Origin of the sequence: Pontibacter rugosus, assembly GCF_042678745.1 — a bacterium.
In the GTDB taxonomy this organism is placed as follows: Bacteria; Bacteroidota; Bacteroidia; order Cytophagales; family Hymenobacteraceae; genus Pontibacter; species Pontibacter rugosus.
In genome coordinates this window covers 1-17,670 of the sequence record NZ_JBHTLD010000095.1, presented here as the reverse complement: position 1 = coordinate 17,670, position 17,670 = coordinate 1, and the positions used below count along the sequence as shown (strand labels likewise).

The 17,670-nt window shown below is 47.5% G+C and carries 15 protein-coding genes and 1 riboswitch; of the genes, 9 read left to right on the top strand and 6 right to left on the bottom strand.

All coding sequences use genetic code 11. From position 1 onward, the window contains the following. The first annotated feature begins 29 nt into the window (after positions 1-29). Genes ACFQ2O_RS11460 through ACFQ2O_RS11430 form a run of 7 tightly spaced genes read left to right on the top strand, consistent with a single transcriptional unit; the run spans position 30 to position 6,315 of the window. Positions 30-992 (top strand): stage II sporulation protein M, encoded by a 963-nt coding sequence (locus tag ACFQ2O_RS11460; protein WP_377527540.1) that lies wholly within the window; start codon positions 30-32, stop codon positions 990-992. Further along, complete coding sequence (locus ACFQ2O_RS11455) at positions 967-1,854, top strand: hypothetical protein (RefSeq protein ID WP_377527537.1); 888 nt, start codon at positions 967-969, stop codon at positions 1,852-1,854. The genes ACFQ2O_RS11460 and ACFQ2O_RS11455 overlap by 26 nt, the downstream gene beginning before the upstream one ends. Further along, positions 1,838-2,575, top strand: a complete 738-nt coding sequence (locus tag ACFQ2O_RS11450) for a DUF4129 domain-containing protein (RefSeq protein WP_377527534.1) — start codon at positions 1,838-1,840, stop codon at positions 2,573-2,575. Before ACFQ2O_RS11455 ends, ACFQ2O_RS11450 begins: the two co-directional genes overlap by 17 nt. Continuing rightward, the gene (locus tag ACFQ2O_RS11445; protein WP_377527532.1) at positions 2,572-3,759 is read left to right on the top strand and encodes a DUF4350 domain-containing protein; all 1,188 of its coding nucleotides are present in this window, start codon (positions 2,572-2,574) and stop codon (positions 3,757-3,759) included. The genes ACFQ2O_RS11450 and ACFQ2O_RS11445 overlap by 4 nt, the downstream gene beginning before the upstream one ends. 3 nt (positions 3,760-3,762) lie before the next feature. Continuing rightward, positions 3,763-4,755: an AAA family ATPase gene (locus ACFQ2O_RS11440; protein WP_377527529.1), complete on the top strand. Its 993-nt coding sequence runs from the start codon at positions 3,763-3,765 to the stop codon at positions 4,753-4,755. After that, the gene (locus ACFQ2O_RS11435; protein ID WP_377527526.1) at positions 4,755-6,086 is read left to right on the top strand and encodes a DUF58 domain-containing protein; all 1,332 of its coding nucleotides are present in this window, start codon (positions 4,755-4,757) and stop codon (positions 6,084-6,086) included. The genes ACFQ2O_RS11440 and ACFQ2O_RS11435 overlap by 1 nt, the downstream gene beginning before the upstream one ends. 46 nt (positions 6,087-6,132) lie before the next feature. Beyond that, positions 6,133-6,315, top strand: coding sequence for a hypothetical protein (locus ACFQ2O_RS11430; RefSeq protein WP_377527523.1), 183 nt, complete (start codon positions 6,133-6,135; stop codon positions 6,313-6,315). A gap of 84 nt (positions 6,316-6,399) precedes the next feature. Here ACFQ2O_RS11430 and ACFQ2O_RS11425 read toward each other — a convergent pair whose 3' ends face one another. After that, entirely contained in the window at positions 6,400-7,740 is a 1,341-nt protein-coding gene (locus tag ACFQ2O_RS11425) for a Na+/H+ antiporter NhaC family protein (RefSeq protein ID WP_377527520.1), read from the bottom strand. A gap of 213 nt (positions 7,741-7,953) precedes the next feature. Further along, positions 7,954-8,057: riboswitch (SAM riboswitch) on the bottom strand. Between the two features lie 160 nt (positions 8,058-8,217). On the opposite strand from ACFQ2O_RS11425, the gene ACFQ2O_RS11420 reads away from it, so the two are divergent. After that, positions 8,218-9,138 carry an N-acetylmuramoyl-L-alanine amidase gene (locus ACFQ2O_RS11420; RefSeq protein WP_377527517.1) on the top strand — a complete coding sequence of 307 codons (921 nt, stop codon included), beginning with the start codon at positions 8,218-8,220 and terminating at the stop codon, positions 9,136-9,138. 828 nt (positions 9,139-9,966) lie between these two features. Here the strand turns inward: ACFQ2O_RS11420 and ACFQ2O_RS11415 are convergent. Then, positions 9,967-11,226: a DUF819 family protein gene (locus tag ACFQ2O_RS11415; RefSeq protein ID WP_377527514.1), complete on the bottom strand. Its 1,260-nt coding sequence runs from the start codon at positions 11,224-11,226 to the stop codon at positions 9,967-9,969. A gap of 231 nt (positions 11,227-11,457) precedes the next feature. Between ACFQ2O_RS11415 and ACFQ2O_RS11410 the strand changes: the two genes are divergently transcribed. Further along, positions 11,458-12,507, top strand: coding sequence for a serine hydrolase domain-containing protein (locus tag ACFQ2O_RS11410; protein ID WP_377527511.1), 1,050 nt, complete (start codon positions 11,458-11,460; stop codon positions 12,505-12,507). 56 nt (positions 12,508-12,563) lie between these two features. Here ACFQ2O_RS11410 and ACFQ2O_RS11405 read toward each other — a convergent pair whose 3' ends face one another. From ACFQ2O_RS11405 to ACFQ2O_RS11390, 4 genes are all read right to left on the bottom strand, one after another. Continuing rightward, positions 12,564-13,763, bottom strand: coding sequence for a C40 family peptidase (locus ACFQ2O_RS11405; protein ID WP_377527508.1), 1,200 nt, complete (start codon positions 13,761-13,763; stop codon positions 12,564-12,566). Positions 13,764-13,823: 60 nt separating this feature from the next. Continuing rightward, positions 13,824-14,909: an aminotransferase class I/II-fold pyridoxal phosphate-dependent enzyme gene (locus tag ACFQ2O_RS11400; protein ID WP_377527506.1), complete on the bottom strand. Its 1,086-nt coding sequence runs from the start codon at positions 14,907-14,909 to the stop codon at positions 13,824-13,826. Then, positions 14,909-15,922 (bottom strand): dipeptide epimerase, encoded by a 1,014-nt coding sequence (locus ACFQ2O_RS11395; RefSeq protein WP_377527503.1) that lies wholly within the window; start codon positions 15,920-15,922, stop codon positions 14,909-14,911. The genes ACFQ2O_RS11400 and ACFQ2O_RS11395 overlap by 1 nt, the downstream gene beginning before the upstream one ends. A 148-nt stretch (positions 15,923-16,070) precedes the next feature. After that, positions 16,071-17,423, bottom strand: a complete 1,353-nt coding sequence (locus ACFQ2O_RS11390; protein WP_377527500.1) for a D-alanyl-D-alanine carboxypeptidase — start codon at positions 17,421-17,423, stop codon at positions 16,071-16,073. Positions 17,424-17,670: the final 247 nt, after the last annotated feature.

The window sequence follows — 17,670 nt, the reverse complement described above, 5'->3', positions numbered from 1 at the left end:
ATATTTGGTAGAGATAAAATCTAATTATTGTGCGTGAAGCTGCCTTTATCCGAAAAAACAAACTGAAGTGGAAAACATACGAAACGCAGAAACCAACCGGCCCCGACGAGCTGGCAGACAGGTTTATTGAGTTGACGGATGATCTGGCTTATTCCCGTACCTTCTATCCGGAATCTGACACAACTTCTTACTTAAATGCCCTGACGGGCAGTACGCACCAAGCTATTTATAAAAACAAAAAAGAAAAGAAGAACCGCTTTTTTTCTTTTTGGAAGTACGAACTGCCCTACCTGTTCCGGCAACACCACCGGCAGCTGCTCTACGCTTTCCTGATTTTTGCCGTAGCCTGTGGCATTGGTGCTCTTTCTGCCGCCCAGGATGATACCTTCGTGCGCCTTATATTGGGTGATTCTTATGTGAACATGACGCTGGAAAATATACGCAGAGGCGACCCTATGGCAGTCTACAAAGGGCAGGGAGAAGCCGAGATGTTTCTTTTTATCACCTTTAACAACATCAAAGTTGCTTTTATGGCGTTTGTGATGGGCGTCTTTTTTTCTATCGGAACTTGCTGGATTTTATTTCAGAACGGGGTGATGCTTGGGGCATTTCAATACTTCTTTTACAAGCAGGGTTTGCTCCTTACTTCTGTACTCACCATCTGGATACATGGTACCTTAGAAATTTCTGCCATTGTGATTGCAGGTTGCGCTGGCCTGGTGATGGGCAACAGCCTGCTTTTCCCTAAAACTCATACACGCCTCCATGCTTTCAGGCAAGGTGCACGCCAAGGGCTTAAAATTGTGATTGGGCTGGTGCCGATCTTTATCACCGCCGGTTTTCTGGAGGGCTTTGTAACCAGACATACCCAGATGCCACTGGCCCTCAGTCTCTTTATCATACTACTATCAGCCGCTTTTATACTTTATTACTTCATCCTCTATCCACGTTTACTACACAAGCAAGATGCTACAGCCAAGCAAGAAGATTAACTTAAGAGAAGAAAGGGATTTTGGTGAGAAGCTAAACGCAACCTTCCGATTTATCAGGCTTAACTTTAAGAGCTTATTTAAATCTCTACTGCTGTATGCAGTACCGGTCGCGCTGCTGTCAGGTATTTTTTCAGGCTTGCACCAGGCTCGCCTGTTCAGAAACCTTTCAGGCGACAATGGCTATGACAGCTTTGGTGACTATACTATTGGCCAGCAAATAACCTCTGTCAATTATCTGGTCTCTGCTTTCCTGTCTGTGGTAAGTGTACTGATAGTATACCTTGTTGTATATGCTTATATGGTGGCTTACCAGGATGAGGAAGGAGAAGTGCAGCCTTCAGCAGTATGGGATCACCTAAAAAACAACCTGTTGAAAGTTATCTACAGTGGCTTTGCCTTGGGTATAGTTACTTTCCTTAGCTTTTTCCTTTTAGGTTTTGGGATTTACCTGGGTGTGGTGCTTTCGTTTTTTATTATGGTGATGGTGCGCGAGGAGTTAAGTATGATTGACACTATCGAACGGTGTTTTTATCTGATAAAACGTAACTGGTGGGCTACGTTCGGTTTACTGATTATAGTAGGGTTTATTCAGGGCGTCATTAGCTGGATATCGGCTTTGCCCTGGGGGTTGGTTATGATTCTGAATGCAACCCAGGTTTTAAACCAAGGCAACTCATTCATGATGATCATATCCAGTACCCTCGCTACATTGGTTATCAATTTGTCTTATACTATCTCGGCAGTTGCACTGGGGTTTCAGTATTATAATCTGGTAGAGCAAAAAGACGGCATTGGCCTAATGGAGCAGGCAGACTTGATTGGCCGGCATGACTTGAGTAGCACAAATGAAGGAGATTATTAAGCAGCTATACTGGTTTATACTTCCTTTGTGCCTGCTGTTTAGCTTAGGTACGGCAGCGCATGCCCAATCTCAGGACAGTGTACCCGCAGCCTCTCAACCTATACAAGTGCGCCTGCCCGACCAGAAGAAACTTGAGACTTTGCGAGCCGACAAAGATTTTCAATATTACGAACAGGTACAAACCGGAAGCACCTTTTGGGAACGCCTATGGTACCGGGTAAAGAATTGGCTGCGCGAGGTATTTTACAAAGGTAAGGCAAGCGGGATTTGGGAATACGTTATCTATGCGCTGATTATAGGAGCCATAGTCTTTATTGTGGTTAAAATGCACAATGTAGATGCCGGAGGTTTGTTTGGTAAAAAAGCCGTTAGCTCCGGCACTCCCTACGATGTGTTTGAGGAAAACATACATGAACTGGACTTGCAAGCTTTAATTGAAGAGGCCGTAGTGCAGCGGGATTTTCGAAAAGCCATACGCTTGCATTACCTGCAAAGCTTAAAACAACTGACAGATGCCGGACTTATTGACTGGAAACCCGGCAAAACCAATCGCAGCTATATAAACGAGATTCATCAACCCGATACAAGAAAAGAGTTTGAGTTGCTGACGAGTATGTTTGAATATGTCTGGTATGGTGGTGCAGCTTTAGGTGAGGCCCATTTTACAACGGCACGTGCAGAGTTTCATCAGTTTAACCAACACGTAAAGCAACGCGCATGACAGGCTACCGCAAGTATGTTGCTTTGATCGTGGTGCTGTTCGCTGCCTTGGTGCTGCTGGATTATTTTCGCCCTAAGCCAGTGGATTGGTCGCAGAGCTATGCACGCAAAGAGAAAATGCCCTATGGCACTTACGCTTTGTATGAGCTGCTGCCAAGCATGTTTAAAGGGGTAGAGATAGTGCCGGTGCGGGAGCCTATTTACAACCAGCTGCAAAACGCTGCTATGGCTGGCAACTATGTGTTCATCAATAAGCGCTTTGAAGCAGACAGTCTGGATATAAACCGGCTGCTGGATTTTGTTGGTAGTGGAAACCAGGTATTTATAGCGGCAGAACAATTTACACCATACCTGTCAGACACGCTCCATTTTAAAACAGATATACAACAAAGTACTCATCCTGATTCTACAGCACTTATTTTTACAAGTCAGCCACAACAGAACACCTTTATCTATCCGCCAAATAACAACACGTTCTACATCAAAGTAAAAAAGCAGGATGGCCATGTGGCGTTGGGAAGAAATAAAGCAGGTCAGCTTAATTTTATGAAAGTACCTTTTGGCAGAGGGTATTTCTACATTAATACCGTTCCGCTTGCCTTTACAAATTATGAGCTGATCTCTCTAAAGCAAAGCGACTATGCAGCCACTGCCCTATCTCACCTGCCGGTGCAGCCGCTTTATTGGGACGAATACCAAAAAGAAGGCCGGTTAGATGATCAATCGATATTACGGGTAATTATGCGCTATGAATCGTTGAAGTGGGCATATTATCTTGCTTTAGCTGCTATAGTGCTTTTCCTGCTGTTTAAAACCAAGCGAACGCAAAGGGTAATTCCTGTGCTGGAGAAACCGCGAAACACAACACTTGAATTTGTGCAGGTTATCGGTAACTTATACTTTAACAACGGCAATCCGGGAAACATCGCAGACAAAAATATCGCTTATTTTATGGAGTACCTGCGGCTGCACTATCACGTGAGCACCTCCACCTGGGATGAAGAACTGCGGGAGCGGATTGTGGCAAAGTCAGGAGCCGATGCAACATTAGTAGCTGAAGTTTTCGACCTGATGCAGAGCATCCGACAAAGCAAAGCCATCAGCGACCAGACACTGCTGCTGCTCAACATTAAACTGGAAGATTTTTACAGACAAACCTCATTAAGGCCAACTGCCAACTTATAACCAATGCAAGAAGACGCACTTATCACACATCAGGAAACCAAAACTGACTATAGCACCTTACACGAGGCGGCACAACGTATAAAGCAGGAACTCGGGCAAATAATTGTCGGCCAGCAAAATCTGGTGGAGCTCCTGCTGGTTGCCATGCTCGCTGATGGCCATGTATTGATTGAAGGCGTACCGGGAATTGCCAAAACACTTACCGCTAAGTTACTTGCCCGCACCATACAAGCAGATTTTAGCCGCATTCAGTTCACACCAGATTTGATGCCTTCTGATGTATTGGGCACTTCTGTTTTCCATCCGGGCACTGCTACCTTCGACTACAAAAAAGGGCCTATCTTCGCTAACATTGTTTTGATAGATGAGATAAACCGTGCTCCGGCCAAAACACAGGCATCCTTATTCGAGGTGATGGAAGAGCAGCATATTACCCACGATGGGCAGCTATATGCTTTGGGCGCTCCTTTTCTGGTACTGGCTACGCAAAACCCGATAGAGCAGGAAGGAACTTACCGTTTACCAGAAGCACAACTAGACCGCTTCATGTTTAAAGTGCTGGTTGATTACCCTAGCATGGCTGACGAAGTGACCATACTAGAGCTGCAACACCAGGGAGCGAGCTTAAAACGCGACCTGGAGCGCGTGCAGCCTGTACTTACCGCCGCACAACTTCTAGAGCTTCGAAAGGCCGTGCAATCAGTGCATCTGGACAGGAAACTACTGGAGTATATTGCGCAGCTTGTTGGGGAGACAAGGGTTAGCAAATCGCTATACTTAGGTGCCTCACCACGCGCCTCTATAGCTTTGCTCAATAGCTCTAAAGCCTTGGCAGCCTTACGTGGCCGTGGCTTTGTAACGCCCGAAGATGTGCAGGAATTAGCACCCGCCATACTTCGCCACCGTATTCTGCTGACACCGGATCGGGAGATGGAGGGCATTACGCCGGATGAGGTCATCAAACAGATTATCCAAAAAATAGAAGTGCCACGCTAGTGCAGTTAATCCGCAGTTTATACTTTACAAACAGGCTATACTTTAGCTTAGCAAGCTTGGTATGCCTGTTCGTGCTGGCTTTTTTTATGCCCCTGCTGCTCCTTTTTGCTAAGGTTGCGTTAGGCGTGCTGGTGTTGCTTGCACTGCTGGATTTTCTCCTGCTATATAATAACAGGCAAGGCATGTTTGCCAGCCGTAGTATGCAGGAAAAACTGTCGAACGGCAGCGACAACGATGTATACCTGTACCTGGAGAACAAGTATAACTTTCCCGTTAAAACCGAGGTGATTGACGAGCTGCCTTTCCAGTTCCAGAAACGCGACAGCTTGTTTAAAACGGCTGTTGCCAAAGGGCGCACCCAAGTCATCCATTACACCTTGCGCCCCACCAAGCGCGGTAGCTACCTGTTTGGTGCCATCAATGTGTATGCTATGAGCCCACTGCAGCTCGTGAAACGCCGTTTCAGATTTGCCCAGGACCAGGAAGTACCGGTATACCCCTCTTTTGTGCAGATGCGGCAGTATGAACTGATGGCCATTTCAAACAGGCTGCAGGAGTTTGGCGTGAAGAAAGTACGTCGAATTGGCCATAGCTCCGAGTTTGAACAGATAAGGCCTTATGTAGCCGGAGACGACCAACGAACTATCAACTGGAAAGCCTCTGCCCGTAAGGCAGACCTGATGGTGAATAGTTACCAGGATGAAAAATCGCAGCAAGTATACTGTTTGATTGACAAAGGCCGTGTGATGCAAATGCCTTTTGAAGGACTAAGCCTGCTGGACTATGCCATTAACGCCTCCCTTGTCATCTCCAACATCGCCCTGAAAAAGCAGGATAAAGCAGGCATCATCACCTTCTCTAACAAAATAAGTAACCTGCTGCCAGCCCAGCGCAAATCTGACCAGATAAGGCGCATTATGGAGCTACTATACAACCAACGCACCAAGTACCAGGAAACAGATTATGAGCGCTTGTACGCTACGGTACGTAGTAAAATAAAACAACGCAGCCTGTTACTGCTCTTCACTAATTTTGAGACATTGAACGGCGCGCAGCGCCAACTGCCGTACTTGCGAGCTTTAGCGAAGCACCATCTGCTGGTAGTCATTTTCTTTGAAAACACAGAACTGCATGCGCTGCTGGAGAAGCCTGCTAATAACACAGCGGAAGTATACACCAAGGCAATCGCCCAAAAATTTGATTTTGACAAGCGACAAATTGTAAAGCAGCTGCAGCAGCATGGTATACACGCCATACTTACACCACCTAAGCAACTAACGGTTAATACCATCAACAAGTATTTGGAGCTGAAATCACGAGGCTTGATTTAACAAGTATAGTTTCCATTTATAAAGTATAAGCCCTGTACATGCGGCAATGCAGAAACACCTCCCTTTCTTCATTCAGGAGCAGCTTCAGGCACACAGCGTGATGCCCGAGGCCATAATGGGCTTGTTCGAGGAAGCAGAAAGCAGCGGCAATGGAAGTACGGCCGAGGCTGTACAGGTATGGCTCTGCGAGCCAGTAGAGCTGGAAGCTCTACACCATAATAGGCACTAGCTGCAAGCTAGCGCCAGCGGAGGAGGTAGTAAAGGGAGAGACAATAGAATGACCGCCAGTGTCTCCCCTTTTCAAAATTGACCTTTATAAAGCAGCCACTGTAGCTTCATCCGCTGGTTCTTTAGCCAGAAAATGATCCACGAAAGGCGTGTAAATGGCTAACAGTGCAAAGACAAGCAGCAAGTAAATGTACCAGGCATAAGACCATACATCTATGAATGAAAGCTGGCCTTCCGTAAAGCTGAGCAGGATCAGAATTTGTGCACCATAAGGTAGCAGCCCCTGCACCACACAGGCAAATACATCGATAATAGCAGCAGTTTTTCGCTTATCAATGCTATACTTGGTGCTGATCTCTTTGGCAACCTCACCTGTTACCACGATCGAAACGGTATTATTAGCAATAGCCGTATTGGTTCCACCTACTAAGGCTCCGATACCTGCTTGTGCAGATGTATACCCTTTTGTCGCTTTGCTGATCTTTTTCAGAAGGAAGGCTATCCCTCCGGCCTCACTTACCATCTGCGCCAGGCCACCTGTCAGCATAGAGAGCAGGAAAATCTCGATCATACCTGTAAAGCCTTCGTACACGCTGCGGCTAAACTGCAGCACATCCAGCTGATGGTTAATTAACCCTAGTGCACCTGAAGATAGGGTGCCTAGCGTGAGCACCACAAACACGTTCATACCTGAAATGGCCAGCGCGATTACCAGCAAGTATGGTAAAACCAGTAACCAGTAACCCTCCTGCACCGCCGGCAGCGCACCAGGTACTGCCGGTGTTGCCAGGCCGGTAATCAACAACAGCACCAGTGTAACCAGCGCAGCGGGTCCGGCTATCAGGATATTAACGCGGAATTTATCGCGCATGCTGCATCCCTGCGTTTGTGTGGCGGCAATAGTGGTGTCAGAAATAAAAGACAGGTTATCACCAAACATAGCTCCCCCCAGCAGCGTGCCCAATAACAGCGGCAACGAAGTATGGCTTTGGTTTGCCAGCCCTACCACAATCGGCCCCAGCGCTACAATAGCCCCTACCGAAGTACCTGTAGCTGTAGATAAAAACGCTGCCAGCAAGAAGACGCCAAGGCCTAAATACTGCACCGGCAACACACTCAGGCCCAGGTTTACAGTAGCATCTACACCGCCTACGGCTTTGGTAACAGTGGCAAAGGCACCAGCCAACAGGTAAATAAGGCACATGGTTACAATCTTGGTATCGCCACAACCACGGATAAGTGCTTCCACTTTGGCCTCTACGGAGCCGCGAAGTATGAAGAAAGCTGCAATTATACCCAGCACTACCGCCACAGGTGCTGGAAGCGCATAGAAATCATCCAGCAGAATTCCTGCACTTAAAAAGGTGAATACAAAAACCAGGAAGGGCAGCAAGGCATAGCCTCCTGTCTGTTTGATCTGTTTCATGAAAATGAGGAGCTGGTGAGCGCACAAGGCATGCCTGTACCACCAGCTTAATATTAGTTAAAAAACATTGATTGCTTTGCCTGGAACAGGCGGATAATAGGCAACCTTAGTTGCGAGAAAGTTTTAACAACAGCAACAACAACCGTTTACAAGGGCTGTTACAGAAGTATAAACCGGATAAATAGAAGCTTGAAGTAATACGCGCATTGGAATAATTTATAGTTCCCAAACCTGGGCAGGTGTTAGCACCTTTACGGCAGCAGCCGTGGTTGCTAGAGGTTCTCTGAGCCTGCTCTCTCCCCTCTTCTTTATAAATCTTGCATAAAGATGGCACAAAGGTAAGGTCACGATAATCAAAAAAGCAAACTATCAGTACAGGTTTTCTAACTCAAGATAGCCTAATGCATGCTGCTCTTGCAATTTTTGCTTGCGTTGATAAAGGTAATTTGTATAGCTTGAGGCGTATAAATGATGATCATGAAGTATAACGCCTCCGCCCTTTTATCTGTACTGCTCGCCTGTGCCACGCTCACTGCCTGCACACCTAACCCCTATGCCAGCACCAATAAAGCCCATCATAAACAGGTGAAGGCATTCGCTAAACAGCTACGGGTAACACCTGCCCTTACACCAGGAGAAGAGCAACTAAAGCAAGGTGATTACTGGGTGGGAACAACTAATTTCAGTATGCGGCGGCCCAACTTTGTAGTCATTCACCATACCGCACAAAACTCTACGGAGCAAACCCTGAACACCTTCACCCAGCCCAGCACACAAGTTAGTGCTCATTATGTGATTGGCCGCGACGGCAAAGTATACCACATGCTAAACGATAACCTCCGGGCCTGGCATGGCGGGGCTGCACGTTGGGGCAACGACACAGACCTTAACTCCTCTTCCATTGGCATCGAACTGGACAATAATGGCGCTGAACCTTTCTCGGAAGCTCAGACTGCTAGCTTGCTGCAGGTGCTGGACATGCTGAAGAAAACGTATAACATACCAACAGCTAATTTTATCGGCCACTCCGACATTGCTCCTACACGCAAAAACGACCCTAACCACACATTTCCGTGGAAGAAACTAGCTGAACACGGCTATGGCTTGTGGTACGATGAAGGCATACTAGAAAAGTATTTACAACCAGCTGCTCCTATCGTCATTTCAGATAGCACTGGTACGGCCCCAGCCATTATCTTACAGCCACAAGACACAGTCTCTACCATACCTTTTATATTCAATCCTAAAGAGGCATTACGCATCATCGGCTTTGACACCCGTGATTTGCCTGCTGCCATTCGTGCCTTTAAGCTGCACTTTGTTCAGGATGAGGTTAATGATGTTCTGACGGAAAAGGATAAGGTTATACTATATAATTTGTATCAGAAGTATATGTAAAAGAAGTATAAGCTTTCATAGCCTCTGTTCTTAAAATATTCAATTAAGCTATCTTTGCTGTTTGCTGTTATCGTCCTGCTCCCTCCGCTGGGATTAGTTTCTAACTCGTGTCTTAAAGTGGTGTAGGGTTTGTGACTCCACTTGCTTGGAAAGCCATACTTTCCGTTGCTGCTTTCTACAACTTACCTGGCGCAAGCATCGGCTGTATTGGTAACATATGTGTTTGCAACTAACCTCTCTGGCACAAGCTCGCAGCCTTATCTTGTCCCATATCTTTTCTGTAAAGCAAGTTCATACATGCTGGCGCTAGCTTGCAGCTAGTGCCTTCTTTGGTGTAGAGCTTTCAGCTCTACTGGCTCGCAGAGCCATACCTGTACAGCCTCGGCCATACTTCCATAGCGACTGTATGTCGTAGCTTGAAACAAGCTATTTTTCCTAGCTGCCTTTCATCCTCCAGCTCCCACTTACCTGTCGTTTCACTTTATACTTTGGAGCGCTCAAGGCCGCGAGGCCTCGTCCTCGGGTATCGCGCTGTGTGCCTGAAGCTGCTCCTCGCTCCGCTGCGGGCTGCCCTTTCGGGCACCGCAACATGCACAAGGCGCTCAACCCAAGGACTGGAATCATTCAGATAGTCTCTGCTGACGGAGCTTTAGTATATCCTGTAGGGACAGGTCGCGACCTGTCCGTGCGATATCTTCAGCTATGAAACGTATACTTGTGAAATGGTACCTACAGACCACTCCTTAACATTAAAGCTACCAGACACAAAAAGCCCCGTTAAGAGATACTAATTTCTTAAAGGGGATTCTCAACTATGGGTAAACTAACTTAAGCCAGCAGGTTCCATACGTATTGCAGCATCAGGCCACACAGGTAAGCCCCGTAGGTACCAACAGCATAGCCAAGAACAGCAAGTAAAACTCCCACCGGAGCAAGATACTTATTAAAAGCTACTGCTACAATTGGAGCTGAGGCTGCGCCACCAATGTTTGCCTGGCTGGCCACCGCCACATAGAAGAACGGAGCTTTGATGATCCTGGCCACAACAAGCATAATCACGATATGGAACAGGATCCAAATGGCACCTACCAGGAAGAGCATCGGGTTATCCAATACCGCGCCTAAATCCATACTCATACCGATGGTAGCTACCAGGAAGTACAGGAAAACAGAACCGAAGCGGGAAGCACCATAACTCTCCAGTTCACTGGCTTTAGTGAAGGATAAGGCGAGGCCAGCTGTTGTGGCTATAATTACCAACCAAAAGAAGCCGCTGGTGATGGAGTAAGTGGCAAGTTCTGGAAAGTTTTCGGCAAAGTATGGGGCAATGATGTCTGCCAGGAAGTGTGATAAACCCGTTAAGCCAAAGGCCACACCCAACACCACCATAGTGGTAGTGGTGGTAGGAAGCATACGCTTTCCCGCCTGCAATCCCTCCAGACGCTCTTTCAGTTCTTTAATTGGGCGGCTATCGGCGTGTAGCAGTTTGTCTATCTTCTCCGGCTTCTGCGACCAGTACAGCAGGAAACCCATCCACACGTTGGCCACCAATACATCCACAGCAATCATTTGCCCGAAAGCTTCTTTGCTGGCTCCAAACACCTCCAGCATGGCCGCCTGGTTTGCGCCACCGCCAATCCAGCTCCCAGAGATGGTAGAAAGACCTTTCCATACTTCATCAGAGCCTGTATAAAGTACATCCGGGTAAACAGAACCTACTAAAAAAAGTGCCAGCGGTCCGCCCAGCATAACACCAACTGTACCAGCAAAAAACATGATAACGGCTTTGCTACCCAGCATGCGCAACGCCTTAAAATCTATACTTAAAGTAAGCAGAATAAGGGACGCCGGCAGAAAGAAACGGGACGCTACAAAGTATAGCTGTGATGTTTCGCCAGAGATAATGTTGAACGTGTTCAGTAGTGCCGGGATAAAATAGCAGAGCAACACAGAGGGTACTATTTTATAAAACTTAACCCAAAAAGGACGGGTGCTGCTGGATGAGTGAAAAACCCAGGCAAGTATTATGAGCAACATGCCCAGTACCACAGCCTCGTTGGTAATCAGCGGTTCGCTTACTTCGGTCATGAGTTGGTTTGGTGTATGAAAGTTAGGGTGATGCTTCAGAGCCTGCTAGAAACGCTGCTGTATGTATATGCCACAGCGCCTCTTTGGCTACTTTGAAACTTTAAAGTTAGAAATTCCAAGCGCGCAAAGCCAACTACACACTTGAATTACTATATATTTAGGTGAAATATGTTCTGTAAAGCAGCAGCAGCTTATACTTGCTGTAGGCTTGCAATCAAACCACAGACAAATATGGCTACACTACAGGATGAATTAAACGCACTATTAAGCAAGCATTACACCGCTGACACGCCAGGTGCCGTTATACTTGTTGCTAAAGGCGAACGTATACTTTACCAGCACAGTGCAGGCGTAGCAAGCAAAGCCACAGGTGCAGCCATTATACCCCAAACCAATTTCAGGTTAGCTTCTGTATCAAAGCAATTTACTGCGATGGGGGTGCAGCTATTGGCAGCAGAAGGCTTGTTGCGTTTACAGGATGAGCTTTCGCTGTATTTTCCAGAGTTGGAACACCTGGGGCGCGTACAGCTATGGCACCTGCTCAATCATACGTCGGGCCTTCCTGATTTTGAGGATTACATTCCTGCGGATCAAACAGCACAGCTCACCGATGTAGACGTGCTGACACTAACCGCAGCTCAACGGCACCTACTCTACTCCCCCGGCTCACGGTTCCAGTACAGCAACACCGCGTTTGTACTGCTTGGCTTGCTGATTGAGCGTGTAAAAGGAGTGCCTTATGGTGATTTTTTGCGGGAGTACTTACTCAGGCCTTTGCAGATGAACGACTCGCTCCTCTACCAAACGGATGCCGATATACCTCACAGAGCAATGGGCTACGCAAAAACCGCTGCCGGCAAGTTTATACTTTCTGACCAGAGTATCGGTAGCGCCACCCGTGGCGATGGCTGCATGTATACTTCCGCTGTAGACTTTCTGAAATGGCACCAGGCCTTAAACAGCAACACCTTATTTAACATAAATAACACACTAAAGAACAACCTGACCTCTGTAGATGCAGAAGCTGGCTGGTATTATGGCATGGGGTGGTTTTATGAGCAGCTGCCAAAAGATGATTACCTCCTGCTGCACAGCGGTGATACCTGTGGCTTTACGAACCTGGTTATGCGATATCCAAAGCAGGATGTGCTGGTCGTATGTTTTTCTAACATTGCTAATAATCAAAACTTCCTGCAAGAGCTGCTGCAGGTGCTAAAAGGATTTCCCGAACTGATGCCTTCTTCGCAGCTAGCATGGCAGCTGCCACAGTTAACGAGGTAAGTGCAGGGAGGCTATACACAAGTAGAGGCGCTTTAAAAGCGCCTCTACTTGTGTACTTACTGATATAAAGCTGTTTTTCTGAGGTCTACCACGGCATCTTCCGGGGTGATGCGTTTGGCCCTGAGGAAGCGTTTGAGCTCTGATTCATCATAATTAGCTGCTTCTGGATTCATGCTGCTGATCTTAACGCGGCCGGCAGAATGTATAAACTCCTGGTCGCCGCCAATCCACATGCCCACGTGCACGACACGCTCTGATTTTCCTTCTTTGGCAGGAACACCGAAGAAGAGCAGGTCGCCGGGCTGCAAGTTGCTCCACCCTTTAGAGGTATCTACCAACTCTCCCATGTGTATCTGCTGCGATGCGTCACGCGGCAGCACAAGGCCGTTCATAAAGTATACTGTTTTGGTAAAGCCACTGCAATCCACTCCTTTAAAAGAAGTACCGCCCCACAAGTATGGCAGGCCAAGCAACTGCTTGCTGGTACTCACCAGGTTATCGCTGCTGGGTTGGCGGCTTGCTACCCACTCCGCATACTTGATAGACTCTGCTGCTGGCACATATCCTTCTCTGCCATCCGGGAAGCTGACTTTGTAATAATCTCCGCTCTTCTCTTTGAGGGCAAGCACGTCGCCATATACAAGGTCAGAAACTGTGCCTTCGGTAGCTTTGGTGCTGGCATAGGCAAAACCATAAGGCTTCGTGTAAAGTAGCTTTGGGCTTTTTTGCCAGTTATCGAACGTGCTTTTGTCCATCAGCGCCACGCCGCTTGCATCTACCCACGCCAGGTATTTATCCGGGGTTTGCACCAAGTACCAGCCCCCTTTTTTCTTATACACCTGAACGGGAGTGCCCATGGTGGCTTGCGTTGCCAACTCTGCAGGGTGCTTGGGCTCTGAGCGCAGGTTAGCCACTGAGATAGCGATTACCCCAAAATGCTGCCCCTCCAGATCGGCCTGCGGAAGCACTTGTATACTGTCTACAAAGGTTAAGCTTTGAGCTTTTAGCCTTTCCAACAGCTGTTTCTTTGCCTCTGGCATGTTGGTTTCACCGGAGAGCACCTCCCCTTTCTGCTCAACCCGGAACAGAGCGGTGCGTTTATCTGGGGCAAACTGTTGTCTTACAGCATCTATGTGAGGTTGCATGGTACTGCTGGTCGTGGTTGATGTGGCACCTGTTGTGTTTGTTTGAATCTCTTTGCCCGGAGAGCAGGCCATCAGAAATCCAAGGGCAAGTATGAGGTAATGCTTTTTCATATTTTTTAAACAGCAGCTTTTGCTACAGCTCTTTGATGGTATGGTTGTGTAAAACTAATTCTATTCTATTACTGCTTCTGGTACAAAGGCATGTATACATTCGGCCAGCCGCTCTATGTCTGCTGCAGTATGCAGGCTGTTCAGAATCACCCTTGTAAACGGCTCGCTTTCTGCAGTTGGGTAGCGGAAGCTTGAAATTAAGATCTTCTCCCGCTCCAGGTAAGCTGCCAGTTGGCTATACCTTGTGCTGAAAACTGGATAAGCAGGTATATAACAAAATAATTCCCGGTGCTTTACCCCTTCTGTAAAGGCCTTTATGTTCAGCTGCAACTTCTGCCGTTCCGTTTCAAAAACAGAATCTGCATGCAGAAAAGCATACAGATAAGCTGGTATAGCTGGCGAAGCTCCTCCAAAGTATGAACAGGCCTTTACCTCTTCTATCAACTCTTTAGGGCCAAGTATGATTCCGGCAGGAATACCTAAGGCCTTTCCCAACGAACTTACGACCACTATTTTTACATGTTTATACTTACTCAGTTCCTGGTATATACCTGCTCCAGCTGTACCACATACGCCAAATCCATGCGAGTCATCCACTACAAGTATAAACGTTTTATTTTTTGGCAACTGTGCCAGCCAATCAAAAGTATATGCCTTTGCCTGCAGTGGGTCCAGGGCATTGCAGACAAGTATAAATGAGCCACTGCTCGTCTCTTCCACTTCCTGTAGCACATTTGTAGCCCAGGCATCAAACGTGATGGGAGAATTTGCCTCTTCCGCAGCCTCAGGGCTAAACCACAAGGCAGGGTGTGTGCAAGGGGCATATTTAAACTGGCCGCGCTTACGTAGTACCTGCACCAGCGTTTGCCCAACCAAAAAGCCAGACGACATGGTTAGCGCCGCCTCTGCCCCGCTTATACTTGCCAGCTTCTGCTCCGCCTGCTCATACACCTGTAACTGCAGGTTGGAGCGCCTTGAGCTGGAATAATTTGTGCCGTAACGCTTCATCCCCTCACACACCAGCTCCTGAAACGCTTTATTACAGGCAATTCCAAGATAAGACGTGCCGCTAAAATAGAGAAACTCTTCTCCATTGATCAAAGCAGTACGCCCCGGCAGGTGGTCGGTGATGGCTGTGGAATACATCAGGCAATGAGTGAAGCGCCAGTACCGTTATCTTTGCTATACTTTACCTTTCCAAAATCAATGGTGACGCCCTGGGCAATGTCTTCTCTTAACAACAAAGCACCGTCCATGTCCACATAGTCTAGCATTGGCAGGAGCTGCGCAATGGCCGAAATGCCAACCGTAGACTCGGTCATGCAGCCCACCATCACCTTCATGCCTAACTCACGCGCTTGCTTAATCATACGTCGGGCAGGTGTAAGGCCACCACACTTCACCAGCTTCACATTTACCCCATGGAAAAGACCATGGCACTTTGCCACATCACTTTCCGTGATGCAGCTTTCGTCGGCAATCAGGGGCAGCACCGAATGCAAGTATACTTGCTTCATACCCTCCAGGTCGTCGGCTCGCATGGGTTGTTCTACAAACTCCACGTTCAGCGGCTTGAGTTGCCTGGCGTTCTCTATTGTTTCTTCCACACCCCAGGCACCATTGGCATCCACTCTAAACACAGCATCCGTGTGCTTGCGCAGCTCCTTGATGATGGCCACATCGTCTTTCGTCCCAAGCTTTATTTTATACAGCGGCCAAGGCATTTCCTTCAGTTTCCGGACCATGTTCTCCACCGTATCGATACCAATAGTATAATCTGTAAGCGGCACATGGTCTGTATTGAGGCCCCACATTTTGTAGAGCGGCTGACCGTTCATTTTACCAAACAAATCGTTAGCGGCCATATCAAGGGCACAAAGCGCAAAGGGATTATCTTTCAAGTGCGGCTGCATCGCTGCCCAAAAAGCCTCCGGGTTCTCCAGCTCCGTTGCCTCTATTTTCTCCCTTAGTTGCTCCAGCGCTTGTGTCATACTTTCAATCGTGAAGCCATAGTATGGATTGCTGGTGGCTTCGCCGTAGCCTTTGTAAGGCCCTTGCTGCAGCTCCACAATCATAGTTGGCTGCACATCGCGTGAGTCGTAAGAAATGGTGAAGGTATGTTTTAAGGGCAGGTCGAAAGAGCGGATGGTGAGTTTCATTTTGCGTGGTCTGGTTTGCGTATAGTTTTGTTCTGGTAATACGTTTTATACTTGCAGAGGTCTCTGTTTTGCCAACTGTTGCAGCAGAACACGACTTCTTCTGTCATTTTATACTTAAGCTACACCTGATGACACAAGCGCTTAGATGCTAGTAGCGGTGATGCACTTCGGTCATGATGCGCACCATCTCATCCCGAATGGCAGCAGTAGGTACGCTATAGTTATTGTTCATAAAGCTGTACAGCAGCAGTTTCCCGCTTTTGGTTATGATGTAGCCGCTTTGGTTATGCACATGTGCCAGGGTTCCTGACTTGCCAAACACAAAAGGCACCTCTGCTTCGTAAATGTTCCTGAACGTTCCGGGTCTTCCGCCCACCGCCAGCATAGGCAGCAGCTGCTCCTGTGGCCGCTCTTGCAGCAGCTTTTGCAGAAGGGCAATGATGCTTCGCGGCGTAAACATGTTCATAGTCGAAAGGCCGGAGCCGTCAATCCAGACAGGCGCATCCGGCAGATCATGCAGGTAGTTGGATTTAGCATAGCTGATGGCACGCTCTACAGCTAAGGTATCTGACAAGGTGCCGGAGCAAAGGACCATCAGCTGCTCGGCCATCAGGTTATCACTTACCTTCAGCATGCGCCTCAGCACTGTATCGGTAGGCAATCCATAAAAGATTTTACCTCCTCCGGGTATACTTGCTTTGAGCAATTCTACCGGTCGTTTTAGCGTATCGGCTAGCAGTGCCACCACCATATCAGGCGAGGTAATGAAAGGTACTTCTGTAGAGAAGGTGGCAGCAGCTTTTTTAAGGTTATGTGTGATTTGGTTGCTTCTCCAGCCGCGCACAAAAGCATCTCCTGCCGCTTGAACAGTCTCCGTTTTTAAGTGCTTTTTAAAATAAGCCGGTGTCGTCGTAAAAGGTCCCTCTGACTGACGCAGAAATTTAATGACATTGCCATGCACAGGAAACACGTTTCGCTCCGGCTGGTAATAGTAGTTATAGTCATCCCAACCCCAGTTGGTGGCAAAAGCTGTGCTGGCAAAAGGCGCATCTATGTAGTATAGCTTCTTCTCTGGCCGGTTCTTCAGAAAATCGAGTGCGATGGAGTTTTTCAGATCCATGTGGGCAAAGGTAGGATCTCCGGTTCCCCAGAAAATCAGCGAGTCACCGCGGCTCACATACTTCAGCGCAGGTATGGAATCGCCCAGCATTTTGAGGCTGGTGTAGAGGGTAAAGAGTTTGGTGTTAGAGGCCGGCACAAAATACTTGTCTGCATTATGCTCTACCACCAGCTTCCCCAGTTCAGGGTCATACAGTGCAAAGCCTACAAAACTTTGCCGTAGTACCTCTGATGTAGTTAACTCACGTTTAATCTCCTCAGGTCCGAATCGTGTCTCTCCTCCTAAACCTGCCACTGGTATATGTTCTGAACTGCTACACCCTACCAGTAGCAGCAAGCTACAGCAGCATACCCAAGTATAAAATGTATGTTTCAGCCACATGAGGAAAAGGAATTGTTTATCTCTTAAATAAGCAAACTCTGCTATATAATCAAAATCAATAGAGTAGGTTAGTCGATTTGCAAAGGCTTTTCCTGCTTTAAGCAGTGGCTTCTTTAGCAATATTACGTCTCTCTCTATACAGTTCTATTCAGAAGCAGCCCAAAAGGCTCCATCTGCCGATGCTTAAAATGACAGCACTGTAGCTCCTGACACCGGAGATATATCTTTTACTTCTACTATTTACTAG